Below are 13,085 nucleotides of genomic sequence, written 5' to 3'. Positions count from 1 at the left end.
GGCCCGCACGACGTGGTGCTGGGGGCGGGCGCGGACGTGCATGCGTTCGCCCTGGGGGCCGAACAGGGCGAGCACCTCGGTGGGCTCGTCGCCGGGGTTGACGAAGGCGTGCGGCGTGCGCGTGTCGAACTCGGCCACCTCGCCCGCCCCCAGCACCACGTCGTGCGGGCCGAGCCGCAGCCGCAGCCGACCGCCCAGCACGTACAGCCACTCGTAACCCTCGTGGACCCGCTGCTCGGGCTCGTAGCCCGGCCAGTGCGGCGGGTAGATCTGCTTGAACGCCTGCAGCCCGCCCGCCCGCCGGCTCAGCGGGATGTACGTCATGCCGAAGCGCTCGACCGGCCGCAGGTGAACGCGCGGGTCGCCGGTCACGGGCGCGCCGATCAGCTCGTCGAGCTGCACCTGGTACGCCCGGGCCAGCAGGAGCAGCAGCTCCAGCGTCGGCCTGCGCTGCCCCGACTCCAGCCGCGACAGCGTGCTCACCGAGATGCCGGTGGTGGTGGACAACTCCGCCAGCGTCGTGCCCCGCTCCTGGCGCATCGCCCGGAGCCGCGGGCCGACCGACTGGAGCACTCCATCGAGATCCATGCCGACCAGTTTGCCATTCCGGCAACGGAATTTGGCAAATCGTCATGGCCGCGGCGACAGTTGGCGCCATGGACACGACATACGACGTGGTGGTGATCGGCGGCGGCGCCGCCGGTCTGAGCGGGGCACTCGCGCTGGGCCGGGCCCGGCGCAACGTACTGGTGATCGATTCGGGCACGCCGCGCAACGCGCCCGCGCAAGGGGTGCATGCCTTCCTGACGCGCGAGGGCGTGCCGCCGCGGGAGCTGCTGGCCATCGCCCGCGAGGAGCTGGCCGCGTACGGCGTCGAGATCGTGACGGGCGCCGTCACGGGCGCCGAGCGGCTCGGCGAGGGCCGCTTCCGCGTCACCCGCGAGGACGGGACGGCGGTCGAGGCCCGCCGGCTGCTGGTGACCACGGGCGTGGTGGACGAGCTGCCCGACGTGCCGGGCCTGGCCGGGCTGTGGGGGAGCGACGTGCTGCACTGCCCGTACTGCCACGGCTGGGAGGTGCGCGACCAGCCGATCGGCGTCCTCGCCACGGGCCCGATGGCCGTGCACCAGGCGCTGCTGTGGCGGCAGTGGAGCGACGACGTGACGCTGTTCCTGCACACCGCGCCCGAGCCGGGCGAGGAGGCGCGCGAGGAGCTCGCCGCCAGGGGCGTCACCGTGGTGGAGGGCGAGGTGACCGAGGCGGTCCTCGACGGCGGGCGCCTGCGCGGCCTGCGGCTGGCGGACGGGCGCGAGGTCCCGCGCCGGGTGCTCGTCGCCGCCGGACGCATGACGGCCCGGACGGAGCACCTGGCCGGCCTGGGGCTGGAGACCGCCGAGCTGGAGATGGGCGGCCACGTCGTCGGGACGTACGTCCCGGCCGACCCGTCGGGGGCGACGAGCGTGCCGGGCGTGTGGGCGGCGGGCAACGTCACGAACCTCATGGACCAGGTCATCTCCGCCGCGGCGGCGGGCGTGCGCGCCGGAGCCGTCATCAACGCCGACCTGGTCGCCGAGGAGACCCGCACCGCCGTGGCCGCCCTCCGCGCGAAGACGCCCCCGGCCGGCGACCTCCCGGCCGAGGAGTTCTGGGACGGGCGTTACGGCGAGAGCGAGCGGATCTGGAGCGGCGAGCCCAACGTCGCCCTCGTCCGCGAGGCCGCCGACCTGACGCCGGGCACCGCCCTCGACCTGGGCTGCGGTGAGGGCGGCGACGCCATCTGGCTGGCGCGGCGGGGCTGGCGGGTGACCGCCGTCGACATCTCCCGCGTCGCCCTCGAACGCGCCGCCGCCCAGGCCGCCGAGGCCGGCGTGGGCGACCGCGTCGACTGGCAGCGGCACGACCTCGGGGCCTCCTTCCCCGAGGGCTCCTACGATCTGGTCTCCGCGTGCTACCTGCACTCTCCCGTCGACATGCCGCGCGAGAAGATCCTGCGCGCCGCCGCCTCGGCCGTCGCGCCCGGAGGGGTGCTGCTCGTCGTCGGGCACGCGGGCTGGCCGTCCTGGGAGCACGACCACGACCACCCCGACGTGCACTTCCCGACGCCGCAGGAGGTGCTCGCCGCCCTGGAGCTCGGCGAGGGGGAGTGGGAGGTGCTGCGCAGCGAGGAGTTCGAACGCGCCCAGGTCATCCCGGACGGCCGGCGCGGCACCCGTGACGACAACCTGCTCAAGCTCCGCCGCCGCCCGTGAGGTTCAGGGTGAGCCCGCCGGGCTCACCCTGGTCAGGCGCAGGTCGTGGGAGCCGTCGGCGCGGGTCAGCTCGTAGTAGAGCCACCACTGCCCGTCCACGACCAGCGCGTCGAGATAGCGAAGAGAACCCGTCCCGTACGGCGACAGGCTCCAGGGCGTGCTCTCCGTCAGCCGCCGCCAGGTGAACAGGTCCGCCGACACGGCCAGGCCGCAGCGTTCCTCGTAGTTCTCCTCGTGCGAGGCGGAGCCGTCGTAGAAGCCGAGGTAGCCGCCTGCCGCCGGGACGACGCTGTTGAGCCTGGCCTGGTAGCGGTCCCAGCCGGAGCCCACCGGCAGCACCTCGCCGTGCCAGCGGAAGCTCGCGCCGCCGTCGACGGAGACGGCCAGCCCCGTGGGGTGGGTGGTGGCGCCGACGGCGTAGACGTCGGCCGTGGCGTGCGCGTCGGCGGGCAGCCCGGCGCGCGCCTCGGCGTAGCTGGCGAACAGGTACGTCACCGGCCCGTCCTGCACGACGTACGGGTCCTTGACGCCCTCGGTGCCCGTGGTGGCGGCGGTCAGGACGGGGCGGGCGCCGGCGACGTCGAAGCGTGACGGATGGCCGGCGTCCAGGGCGTCGATGCGCCAGCGGTTGTCGGCGGGATCGACGTACGACAGGTACAAGCGGTAGCCGCCGGGCGTGCGCGTCAGGCGGAAGCGCTCCATGGACGGCGTGCGCAGCTCGTCCTTGTGCACCGACCACACGTCGGTGAAGCGCACGCCGTCGTCGCTGACGGCCACGACGCAGCGCCAGCCGCGCTCGTGGCCGGCGCCGCGGGGGCGGCGGTGTCGGTAGGTGAGCCAGAAGCGCTCGCCGTCATGCAGCACGCCGGGGGCGCCGGCCCAGTAGCCGGGCTCCTCCTTCTCGGGTCCGAACACCACGGTGGCGGCGGAGGCGTCGATCGGCGGGAGGTACGGCCTGTTCACGGGGGCTCCTCGATTTCTTCCGGGTGGTTGACATAAAACCAGACCAGTCTCTCGCGCTAATCATGTATATCCAGTAGGAAATATTGACTTTAGGCGGGACGGCTCGTAGCTTCGAGGTCATGAGCCAGGCCGCGAACCTGACCCGCCGCCCGCACGTGGACCACGGCCACGTCGCCAGCGCGCGGTGTCGCTGATCTCGAAACCGCCTACGACATCCCGTTTCCCCTTGTGAAGGGCCATCTCGTATGCCTGTCTCCTCCTTCCTGCGACCCGTGCTCGCCGCGTTCCTGCTGGCCGCGTCGGTCGCGTGCGCTCCGGGCGGCGAGCGTGCCGCAGCGGCGCTCGCGCCGGACGCGCCTCTGCCGGCCACCGTCCCCAAGGGCACCAAGCTGATCGTCGGAGATCCGTCCACCAAGGTCGCGCTGGAGCTGTCCGGGCAGCTCGGCACGCTCCCGTTCGACATCGAGTGGGCCAACATCAGCGGCGGCCCCCAGACCAGCGAGGCGTTCCGGGCGGACGCGCTCGACGTCGGCGCGGTCGCCGAGATCCCGGCCATCTACGCCACCTGGACCGGCCTGCACGTGAAGATCGTCGCCTCGAAGTTCCGCAAGGACCCCCTCGACCACCCCACCTACGAGCTCGGCATCGCCCCGGGCGTCACCGTGCGCACCCTGGCCGACCTGCGCGGCAAGAGGATCGCCTACAGCCCCGGGCAGGCGCAGGGCGCGCTCGTCCTCAAGGTCCTCAAGCAGGCCGGGCTGACCAAGGACGACGTCACCCTCGTCGAGCTGCCGAGCACCGGCGACGTCTACCCCAACGCCCTGGCCTCCAAGCAGGTGGACGTCGCTCCCATCGGCGGCGTCAACATCAGGCGGTACGTCGCCAAGTTCGGCCGCGACGGCGCCACCACCATCCGGCACGGGCTGCGCGACGACCCGAGCCACCTCTACGTCCGCACGGAGACGCTCCAGGACCCGGCCAAGGCCGCCGCGATCCGCGCGTACGTCGCCGCCTGGGCCCGCGCCTCCCGCTGGGTGTACGAGCACCCGGAGGAGTGGATCGCCGGCTACTACGTCAAGGACCAGGGCCTCAGCGCCGCCGACGGACGCTACCTGGCCGAGCTGGCCGGCGAGCCCGACATCCCCGCCGACTGGTCGCAGGCCGTCGCCCGGCACCAGGAGATCATCGACATCCTCGCCGAGGAGACCGGCAACCCGCCGCTCAAGGCCGAGGACCTGTACGACCTGCGCTTCCAGCCGGTGGGCGCGGACGCGATCAAGGATGGTGCCTGATGACCCTCGTCGCCACCCGCCCCGAGGCGGCCGTCCACCGGCCCAAGAGGCTGCGGCCCGGCCCGCGGATCAGACTCGGCTTCCTGGTGGGCCCGTCGCTGCTGCTCGCGCTCTGGTCGGTGACCTCGGCGACCGGTCTGCTCGACCCCCGCTTCCTGTCGGCGCCATGGACGGTGGTCACCACCGCGGCCGAGCTGATCGAGTCGGGCCGGCTGCAGGACAACCTGCTCGCCTCCGTCTGGCGCGTCCTGCTGGGGCTGGCCTTCGGCATCCCGCTCGGCACGCTGCTCGCGCTGGTCTCCGGGCTGAGCCGCTGGGGCGAGGCCGTGATCGACGGGCCCGTCCAGATCAAGCGGGCCGTTCCGGCGCTCGCGCTGATGCCGCTGCTGATTTTGTGGCTCGGCATCGGCGAGGGCATGAAGGTCACCGTCATCGCCCTCGGGGTGTTCGTGCCGATCTACGTCCATACGCACAACGGGCTGCGCAGCATCGACAGCCGCTACGTCGAGCTGGCCGAGACCGTCGGCCTCGGGCGCGGCGCGTTCATCAGGAAGGTGGTCCTGCCGGGGGCGCTGCCCGGCTTCCTGCTCGGCATGCGCTTCGCGGTCACCACGGCCTGGCTGTACCTGGTGGTGGCCGAGCTGATCAACTCCACCACCGGCATCGGCTACATGATGGACCTCGCGCGCACCTACGGGCAGACCGACGTGATCCTCGTCGGCATCGTCCTGTACGGCCTGCTCGGCCTCTTCTCCGACGCCGGCGTGCGGCTCGTGGAGAGGAGGGCCCTGTCATGGCGACGGACACTCGCCGGCTGATCCGCGTCGAGGCGCTCACCCGCCGGTACGGCTCCCGCACCATCCTGGACCGCCTGGACCTGGAGATCGAGCCGGGCGAGTTCGTGGCCCTGCTCGGGCAGAGCGGATCCGGCAAGAGCACCCTGCTGCGCGCCCTGGCCGGCCTCGACGGCGACGTGGCGGGCGACGGGCTCGTGGACGTGCCCGCGCAGGTGTCGGTGGTCTTCCAGGACGCCCGGCTGCTGCCCTGGCAGCGGGTGCTGGACAACGTCGTCCTCGGCCTCGACGGGGCCGCGGCCCGCGGCCGGGAGAGCCTGGCCGAGGTGGGCCTGGCCGGCCGGGAACGCGCCTGGCCGAACGAGCTGTCCGGCGGCGAGCAGCAGCGGGTGGCCCTGGCCCGCTCCCTCGTCCGCGAGCCCCGGCTGCTGCTCGCCGACGAACCCTTCGGCGCCCTCGACGCCCTGACCCGGGTCAGGATGCACGCCCTGCTGCGCCGCCTGGTCGAGCAGCACCGGCCCGCCGTGCTCCTGGTCACCCACGACGTGGACGAGGCCATCGCTCTGGCCGACCGCGTCGTCGTGCTCGACCACGGCAGGATCGCCGCCGAGCAGCGGCTCGACGGCGGCCGGCACACCACCGAGATCCGAGCCGAGCTGCTGCGCGCGCTCGGCGTGACGGGAGAAGAACGCACGTGAGACAGCTCAACCTCAACCTGTTCGTCTACCCGGCCGGGCACCACGAGGCCGCCTGGCGCTTCCGCGGCGCCGAGCCGCACCGGGTGCTGGACATCACCTACTACCAGGAGCTCGCCCGGCGGGCGGAGGAGGCCACGTTCGACGCGGTCTTCTTCGCCGACGGGCCCTCGCTGCCGGACAACGTCCGCTACGCCAGCCGGTTCCGGCTGGAGCCGTTCACCTGGTTGTCCGCCCTCGCCATGGCCACCAGCAGGATCGGGCTGATCGCCACGGCCTCCACGACGTACCTGGAGCCGTACAACCTGGCGCGGTTGTTCGCCTCGCTCGACCACCTCAGCGGCGGGCGGGCCGGGTGGAACATCGTCACCACCGGCGCCCCGCAGGCGGCGCAGAACTTCGGCCTCGACGAGCACCCGGAGCACGCGTCGCGGTACGCCCGGGCGGACGAGTTCGTCCGCGTGGTGAGCGCGCTGTGGGACAGCTGGGAGGACGACGCGCTGGTCATCGACCCCGAGTCGGGCGTCTTCGCCGACGACGCCAAGATCCACCCCATCGAGCACGCCGGCGAGTGGCTGCGCGTCCGCGGCCCGCTCAACACCCCGCGCATCCCGCAGGGCAGGCCCGTCTACGTGCAGGCGGGCTCCTCGGAGGACGGCAAGGCGTTCGCCGCCCGCCACGCCGAGGCGATCTTCACCGCCCACCAGACGCTCGGCAACGCCCGCGCGTTCTACGCCGACGTCAAGGCCAGGGTGAAGGCCGAAGGCCGCGACCCCGACCTCGTCAAGGTGCTGCCGGGGATCAGCCCGTTCATCGGCTCGACCGAGGCGGAGGCGCTGGCGCTGCAGAAGGAGTTCGACGAGCTGACCCAGCCCGAGTACTCGCTGCGGCAGCTGCGCCAGCTCCTCGGCGTCGACCTGTCCGGCCACGACCTCGACGGCCCGGTGCCGAGGGAGAAGCTGCCCACGCATGAGCAGCGCGGCTACGGCAGCCGCTTCCAGGTCGTGGTGGACATCATCGACCGGGAGCGGCCCACGATCAGGCAACTCCTGCACCGCCTGGCCGGCGCCCGCGGGCACTGGGTGACCGCCGGGACGCCCGAGCAGATCGCCGACCGCATGCAGGAGTGGTTCCTCGGCGGCGCGGCCGACGGCTTCAACGTCATGCCGCCGTACCTGAACGGCGGGTTCGACGCGTTCGCCGACGAGGTGGTGCCCATCCTGCGGCGCCGCGGCCTGTTCAGGACCGCCTACGAGGGCTCCACCCTGCGCTCCCACTACGGCCTGCCCAGACCCGCCAGCCAGTACGGATCACTCTCGGGCGGTGGTCTGCGTGCCCGGTGACGGCGTGGTGGCGCTGGTCGGCAACCCGCGCGGCGGGACCAGGACGTTCGACGCCGCGGTCGAGATCGCCGAGACGCTGGCCAAGGGCGCCGGGCACGACGACCCCGTCGCGCTGGTGGACCTGTCGGCCCTCGCGCCGCGACTGCTCGCGCCCGTGCCGCCGCCGGAGGTGACGGCGGCCCGTGAACGGGTCGCCGCGGCGAAGGTGCTCGTCGTGGCCGGCCCCACGTACAAGGGCACCTACACGGGACTGCTCAAGGTGTTCCTGGACGGGCTGCCGTCGCGCGCCCTGGCCGGCACGCTGGCGCTGCCCGTGCTGGTGATGGGCGACCCGCGGCACGCGCTCGCCGTCGAGGTCCACCTGCGCCCGCTCCTGGTGGAGCTGGGCGCGAGCGTCCCGACACCCGGCCTCGCGCTGGTCGAGGCGGACCTCCCGCGGCTGCGGGAGGTGCTGGATCTCTGGCAGGCCGCCGTCGCGCCGCACGTGCGCGCGGCGCTCGACGGCCGGCCATGACCTTCTCCCGTGAGGAGCTCTCTCGTGATCGTGCCGTCAGTGACATCAGGTCCCGGCAGGGCGGGGGCGCCCGCATGACCGACACCCTTCCCGACCGCGCGGTGGGAGGCGAGCGGTTCCGGCGCACGCTCGCCGCGCACGCCAGCGGCGTCGTGATCATCACCGCGCAGAACGGCGGCGTCCCCGTCGGGCTCACCGCCACCTCGTTCTCCTCCGTCAGCCTCGAACCGCCGCTCGTCTCCTTCTACGTCGACCGTTCCTCCACCACCTGGCCGCGGCTGGGCGCGGCCGGCCACTTCGCGGTCAACATCCTGGCCAGTGACCAGGCCGAGCTGGCGGCCAGGTTCGCCCGCAAGGGCGCCGACCGCTTCGCCGCGCCCACCCGCTGGCGCCCCGGCCCGCTGGGCGCCCCGCTGCTCGACGACGTCTCAGCGCACCTGATCTGCCTGCCCTACGACAGGGTCACGGTCGGCGACCACATCCTCGTCGTCGGCCTGGTCGCCGAGGCCGCCGTGCACGGCTCCGGCCGCCCGCTCCTCTACCACCAGGGCCGCTTCGGGCGTTTCCTGGCCCACCCCGACCACTGAGCCGGGCGGGGTCTGCGAGCGATAGGAGTGGCCCAGTTCGGGGCCGAGGCCGAAGTAGTGGCGGAAGTTGTAGATCAACGGGCTCCACGCGCCCGGGTCCACGTGGTTCGTGCCCGGGACGACGAGGCGGGGGTCGGCGTGCACCTTCGACACCACGGCCTCGGCGATGACGAACGAGCCGGACGCGTCCGCGCGTACGCTCACCGCTGTCGCCTCGAACTGCAGGGGACACTCCGCCACGCGCGGCGGCCGCACGCCGTCGGAGGGAACGGCGTGCAGGCCGGCGGCGCCGAATTTGTCGGGCTCGAAGCGGCAGCCGTCCGGTTTGCCGGCCGGGACGGGGTCGCGACCGGTCAGCGGCGCCAGGCTTTCCACCGCCTCCCACTGGTGCGGGGCCGGCAGGTTGATCACGAGCTCGGGTCGTTCGGCGAGGTTGCGCGCGGTCTGTCCGGCGCGGCCGATCCCGAGGACGATCGTCCTCCCCAGCGCCCAGGCGGACGACATGGGCGCGAGGTTGGCCGAGCCGTCGGGGTTCTCGGTGGACAACAGCACGACCGGCGTCCCGAAGTACAGGATGCTCGGCTCGATGCTCACGTGCGGGACGGTCACGGGCTGAACGGTCACGTGCTGGACGGTCACTGGGTGGATGGACATGGACCGGAGCCTAGGAACGCAACGGTCAAACCCCGGTCGAAGCGTTCCCGCCGGGGTCGCTCGCCGGGATCCCGGCGAGCGCGTACGGGGTCAGCGGGCGGCGACCGGCTCGGCGGCCTGTTGCACCGTGGTCCCGGCGGCCACCGGCTCGGCGGCCTGTTGCACCGTGGTCCCGGCGGCCACCGGCTCGGCGGCCTGTTGCACCGTGGTCCCGGCGGCCACCGGCTCGGCGGCCTGTTGCACCGTGGTCCCGGCGGCCACCGGCTGGGCCGCCTGTTGCACCGTGGTCGCGGGCGGGCCCGTGAGGATGCGTCTGGCCTCCTCGCGCATGGCCTCCATGGCGCGGACGAGGGCGAGGTTCGCGGCCGTGAGCGTGCGCACCTGCTCTTCGAGCTCGCCGACGCGCCGTTTCAGCACGGCCAGCTCGACGTCGGTCACGGGCGCCTCCAGGATCACCCGGCCACCCATCATCATCGTCACCTCCACAATTCGGACAAGACGATGGTCGCCGCGCGGCCGCCCCGCTGCCTAGCGCCAAAAGACGGGCTTTACCGGGGCTTGTGGCACTATTTCCGTCTTGAGATCTACATCGTAAAGTCGCCCGGTTCGGCGCGATATATCATCCCTTTTCCGGAAAGCAGCAGCGACGGCGCGGCCGCCGGCACGAACGCCGACTGCCCCGGCCGCAGCGTCACCTCGTCCCCGAGCCGCCCCTCGCCCTCGACGCAGAGGACGATCTGCGGCACACCCGCCGGCAACGACAGGGAATCCTCGCCCGTCAGCTCGTACCGCGTCAGGGCGAACTCGGCCGCCGGCGGCCGGTAGGCGTACGCGCCCGCCGCATCGTGCTGGGGCTCCACCACGAACGGTTCGGACGGCGCGAAGTCGACCACCCGCATCAGCTCGGGCACGTCCACGTACTTGGAGGTGAGACCGCAGCGCAGCACGTTGTCGGAGTTCGCCATGATCTCCACGCCGATGCCGCCGAGGTAGGCGTGGGGCACCCCGGCGCCGAGGTAGAGGGCCTCGCCGGGCCGCAGGCTGACGTGGTTGAGCAGCAGGGCGGCGGCGATGCCCGGATCGCCGGGGTAGGCGCGGGCGATGTCGCCGTAGACCGCCAGGCCGCCGTCACGCCGGTCGAGCAGCGCCCGCTCGATCTCGGCGCGCAGCGGACGCGCGGCGTCGTCCAGCATCGCGGCGAACACCTCGCGCACCGCCCGCGCGGGCTCGGCGCCGCGCAGCGTGGTGATCCAGGGGGCGAGCCCCGGCACGCCGAGGCCGTCGAGCAGGCCGGCCGTGGCGGCGGGATCGCGGAACCCGCACAGCCCGTGGAAGGGCGTGACCGCGCACACCATCTCGGGCTTGTGCGAGGCGTCCTTGTAGGTGCGGGCGAAGTCGTCCAGCGCGATGCCCTTGGCCGTCTCGGCGGCGTACCCGGCCCGCGCCTGCTCGGCGGTCGGGTGCACCTGCAGGGACAGCGGCCGCTCGATCGCCAGCACCTTCAGCAGGTACGGCAGCGCGGCGCCGAACCGGGCGGCGGTGCGCTCGCCGAGCGCGCCGGCCGGGTCGCGGGCGATGAGCTCGTTCAGCGGGACGCCCCCGGCGAGCGAGGGTGCGCCCGGATGGGCGCCCATCCAGAGCTCGGCCTGCGGCTCGCCCGTCGGCTCCGTGCCGAACAACTCGGGCAGCGCGGTGACCGAACCCCAGTCGTAGGGGCGGATGGCGGTGACCAGGCGCAGGGGGGCGGTGAGGTCGGGCTGTGGCACGGCGTCGGCTCCAATCGTCGTGATGGAGCGTAGAACGCCATCGCCCCTTTCACGTACTCGGGGCCGTACTGGACGCCTCGCTATACATAGGTATAGCGTCCTATCCGTACGAATAGTCAGCTACACCGTCAAACAGGAGCAACTGGGTGACCACCGCACCCGATCCCGAAGACCTGACGGCGCGCGCCCGGATCAGGGAGGCCGCCATGCGGCACATCGGCGAGCACGGCTTCGAGCGCGCCACCATCCGCGGCATCGCCGAGACCGCGGGCGTGTCCCCCGGCCTCGTGCGCCACCACTTCGGCTCCAAACAGGCACTGCGCGAGGCGTGCGACGAGCACCTCGTCAAGACCATGCTCAGGCTGCACGACGAGGTCGGGAACCGGCCGCTCGGCACCCTCAATCCCGTCGCCGTCATGGGCCCCTACCGGCACTATCTGGCACGGGCGCTGGCCGAGGGATGGGCGGCGCCGATCTTCGACGAGATGGTGCGGATCGGCGAGCGGTGGTACGCCGAGGCCGACCGCGACCGTCCCGACCCGCCCGACGTCGATCCGAAATCGCGCGCCGCGGTGAGCGCCGCCATGGCGCTGTCGCTCACCGTCCTGGCCCGGCACGTCGAGCGCGGCATGGGTGTCGACCTGGACAGCCCGCAGGGCCAGGACAAGCTGCTGCGTGCGCTCCTCGACGTCCACTCCCACCCCATCCTGACCCCGGAGCAGGCCGCGGCCGCCCGCGCCGCCCTCGACGCGGGGCCTACCTCATGACTCTCATGACCGACGCCATCTCCGTGTCCGGCCTGGTGAAGACGTTCGGGCGCACCAGGGCGCTGGACGGGCTCGACCTCACCGTGCGCACCGGCGAGGTGCACGGCTTCCTCGGGCCCAACGGCGCCGGCAAGAGCACCGCGATCCGCGTCCTGCTGGGGCTGATGCGCGCCGACGCGGGCACCGTGCGGCTGCTCGGCGGCGACCCGTGGGCCGAGGCGACCGAGCTGCACCGCCGCCTCGCCTACGTGCCGGGCGACGTGACGCTGTGGCCCAACCTGTCCGGCGGCGAGGCCATCGACCTGCTCGGACGGCTGCGCGGCGGCCACGACCCGCGCCGCCGGGCCGCGCTGCTGGAGCGCTTCGACCTCGACCCGCGCAAGAAGGGCCGCGCCTACTCCAAGGGCAACCGGCAGAAGGTCGCGCTCGTCGCGGCCTTCGCCTCCGACGCCGAGCTGCTGATCCTGGACGAGCCCACCTCCGGTCTCGACCCGCTGATGGAGGAGGTGTTCCGCGACTGCGTCAGGGAGGAGCGGCGGCGCGGCCGTACGGTGCTGCTGTCCAGCCACGTCCTGGCCGAGGTGGAGGCCCTGTGCGACCGGATCACGATCGTCCGCGACGGCCGCACGGTCGAGTCGGGCACGCTGGCGGCGCTGCGCCACCTCACCCGTACGTCGATCGAGGCCGATCTCGCAGGCTCCCCGGACGGGCTGGCGGACCTGCCGGGCGTGCACGACGTGCGGGCGGACGGCGGCCGGGTGTGGTTCACCGTCGACACGGCGGCGCTCGCGCCGGTGCTGCGCCTGCTCGCCGCGGCTGGCGTGCGCGGCCTTGTCTGCCGGCCGCCCACGCTGGAGGAGCTGTTCCTGCGTCACTACGACCGCCGGGCGGCCGAGCGCGTGGCGGCGGCGCGATGAGCGCCCTGACGGGCACGGCCGTGCTCGCCCGCCTGGTGCTTCGACGCGACCGGGTGCTGCTGCCGGTCTGGGTGGTCCTGCCGTCCCTCGCCCCGCCGGCGTTCGTGACCGCCTTCACCACCGCCTACCCGACCGAGCAGGACCGCCGCGAGTACGCCGAGACGAGCCTGCACAACACGGCCTTCACCGTCGTCTACGGTGCGCTCGACGGCCATGACCTGGGGCAGCTCGTGACCTGGCGGGCGGGGTTCGTGCCGGTCGTCATCGCGCTGGTCGCACTGCTCACCGTCATCCGGCACACCCGAGCCGAGGAGGAGGCGGGACGCGGCGAACTCGTGGGCGCGGCCGTCGTGGGCCGGCACGCCGGCCTGGCCGCGGCGCTGACCGTGACCTGCGCCGCCGCGCTGACGGCGGGGCTGGTGTCGGCCTTGGCGCTGGTCGCCTCCGGGCTGCCCGTCGGAGGCTCGCTGGCGTTCGGGCTCGGGCTGGCCGCGTCAGGATGGGCGTTCGCGGCGGTGGGCGCGGTGGTGGCGCAGCTCACCAC

The 13,085-nt window shown here is 73.2% G+C and carries 13 protein-coding genes and 2 pseudogenes; 10 read left to right on the top strand and 5 right to left on the bottom strand.

Going from position 1 to position 13,085, the window contains the following annotated elements:
• Positions 1 to 588 (bottom strand): helix-turn-helix domain-containing protein (locus C1J01_RS39140; protein ID WP_111184007.1); only part of this gene is annotated, 588 nt, incomplete at its 3' end.
• Between the two features lie 68 nt (positions 589 to 656).
• Between C1J01_RS39140 and C1J01_RS39135 the strand changes: the two genes are divergently transcribed.
• A complete protein-coding gene (locus C1J01_RS39135; RefSeq protein ID WP_111184003.1) occupies positions 657 to 2,249 on the top strand; it encodes an FAD-dependent oxidoreductase in 1,593 nt (530 codons plus the stop codon).
• A 3-nt stretch (positions 2,250 to 2,252) separates the two neighbouring features.
• On the opposite strand, the gene C1J01_RS39130 is transcribed toward C1J01_RS39135, so the two are convergent.
• Positions 2,253 to 3,212: a glycoside hydrolase family protein gene (locus C1J01_RS39130; RefSeq protein WP_111184002.1), complete on the bottom strand. Its 960-nt coding sequence runs from the start codon at positions 3,210 to 3,212 to the stop codon at positions 2,253 to 2,255.
• Between the two features lie 245 nt (positions 3,213 to 3,457).
• Between C1J01_RS39130 and C1J01_RS39125 the strand changes: the two genes are divergently transcribed.
• The 6 genes from C1J01_RS39125 to C1J01_RS39100 all read left to right on the top strand — a co-directional run bounded on the left by C1J01_RS39125 (position 3,458) and on the right by C1J01_RS39100 (position 8,437).
• Positions 3,458 to 4,504 (top strand): ABC transporter substrate-binding protein, encoded by a 1,047-nt coding sequence (locus C1J01_RS39125; RefSeq protein WP_111184001.1) that lies wholly within the window; start codon positions 3,458 to 3,460, stop codon positions 4,502 to 4,504.
• Entirely contained in the window at positions 4,504 to 5,322 is an 819-nt protein-coding gene (locus tag C1J01_RS39120; RefSeq protein ID WP_111184000.1) for an ABC transporter permease, read from the top strand. The genes C1J01_RS39125 and C1J01_RS39120 overlap by 1 nt, the downstream gene beginning before the upstream one ends.
• On the top strand, positions 5,298 to 5,996 hold the full coding sequence (locus tag C1J01_RS39115) for an ABC transporter ATP-binding protein (protein WP_111183999.1): 699 nt from the start codon (positions 5,298 to 5,300) through the stop codon (positions 5,994 to 5,996). The genes C1J01_RS39120 and C1J01_RS39115 overlap by 25 nt, the downstream gene beginning before the upstream one ends.
• Positions 5,993 to 7,336 (top strand): LLM class flavin-dependent oxidoreductase, encoded by a 1,344-nt coding sequence (locus C1J01_RS39110; protein ID WP_111183998.1) that lies wholly within the window; start codon positions 5,993 to 5,995, stop codon positions 7,334 to 7,336. Before C1J01_RS39115 ends, C1J01_RS39110 begins: the two co-directional genes overlap by 4 nt.
• Entirely contained in the window at positions 7,326 to 7,850 is a 525-nt protein-coding gene (locus tag C1J01_RS39105) for an NADPH-dependent FMN reductase (protein WP_235854955.1), read from the top strand. The genes C1J01_RS39110 and C1J01_RS39105 overlap by 11 nt, the downstream gene beginning before the upstream one ends.
• 74 nt (positions 7,851 to 7,924) lie before the next feature.
• A complete protein-coding gene (locus C1J01_RS39100; RefSeq protein WP_111183997.1) occupies positions 7,925 to 8,437 on the top strand; it encodes a flavin reductase family protein in 513 nt (170 codons plus the stop codon).
• A gap of 57 nt (positions 8,438 to 8,494) precedes the next feature.
• On the opposite strand, the pseudogene C1J01_RS39095 reads toward C1J01_RS39100, so the two are convergent.
• The 3 genes and pseudogenes from C1J01_RS39095 to manA all read right to left on the bottom strand — a co-directional run.
• A pseudogene (locus C1J01_RS39095) lies at positions 8,495 to 9,091 on the bottom strand (flavin reductase family protein); the annotation flags it as partial.
• 90 nt (positions 9,092 to 9,181) lie between these two features.
• Positions 9,182 to 9,565, bottom strand: a complete 384-nt coding sequence (locus tag C1J01_RS39090) for a hypothetical protein (protein WP_111183996.1) — start codon at positions 9,563 to 9,565, stop codon at positions 9,182 to 9,184.
• 110 nt (positions 9,566 to 9,675) lie between these two features.
• Positions 9,676 to 10,857: a mannose-6-phosphate isomerase, class I gene (manA, locus tag C1J01_RS39085; RefSeq protein ID WP_235854954.1), complete on the bottom strand. Its 1,182-nt coding sequence runs from the start codon at positions 10,855 to 10,857 to the stop codon at positions 9,676 to 9,678.
• A 146-nt stretch (positions 10,858 to 11,003) separates the two neighbouring features.
• Between manA and C1J01_RS53315 the strand changes: the two genes are divergently transcribed.
• The 3 genes and pseudogenes from C1J01_RS53315 to C1J01_RS39070 form a co-directional block, all read left to right on the top strand.
• Entirely contained in the window at positions 11,004 to 11,624 is a 621-nt protein-coding gene (locus tag C1J01_RS53315) for a TetR/AcrR family transcriptional regulator (protein ID WP_268958783.1), read from the top strand.
• 5 nt (positions 11,625 to 11,629) lie between these two features.
• Positions 11,630 to 12,541: an ABC transporter ATP-binding protein gene (locus C1J01_RS39075; protein ID WP_111183995.1), complete on the top strand. Its 912-nt coding sequence runs from the start codon at positions 11,630 to 11,632 to the stop codon at positions 12,539 to 12,541.
• A pseudogene (locus C1J01_RS39070) lies at positions 12,538 to 13,085 on the top strand (ABC transporter permease); the annotation flags it as partial. The gene C1J01_RS39075 and the pseudogene C1J01_RS39070, both read left to right, overlap by 4 nt.

This window comes from Nonomuraea aridisoli (assembly GCF_003236395.1).
Taxonomy (GTDB): Bacteria; Actinomycetota; Actinomycetes; order Streptosporangiales; family Streptosporangiaceae; genus Nonomuraea; species Nonomuraea aridisoli.
Note: the sequence above shows the minus strand (reverse complement) of the source record. Positions and strands in the feature narration are given on the sequence as shown.

Excerpts from the sequence above, each read along its gene's own strand:
- C1J01_RS39135 (WP_111184003.1), top strand. The coding sequence starts at position 657 with ATGGACACGACATACGACGTGGTGGTGATCGGCGGCGGCGCCGCCGGT.
- C1J01_RS39125 (WP_111184001.1), top strand. The coding sequence starts at position 3,458 with ATGCCTGTCTCCTCCTTCCTGCGACCCGTGCTCGCCGCGTTCCTGCTG.
- C1J01_RS39120 (WP_111184000.1), top strand. The coding sequence starts at position 4,504 with ATGACCCTCGTCGCCACCCGCCCCGAGGCGGCCGTCCACCGGCCCAAG.
- C1J01_RS39115 (WP_111183999.1), top strand. The coding sequence starts at position 5,298 with ATGGCGACGGACACTCGCCGGCTGATCCGCGTCGAGGCGCTCACCCGC.
- C1J01_RS39100 (WP_111183997.1), top strand. The coding sequence starts at position 7,925 with ATGACCGACACCCTTCCCGACCGCGCGGTGGGAGGCGAGCGGTTCCGG.
- C1J01_RS39090 (WP_111183996.1), bottom strand. The coding sequence starts at position 9,565 with ATGATGATGGGTGGCCGGGTGATCCTGGAGGCGCCCGTGACCGACGTC.
- C1J01_RS39075 (WP_111183995.1), top strand. The coding sequence starts at position 11,630 with ATGACCGACGCCATCTCCGTGTCCGGCCTGGTGAAGACGTTCGGGCGC.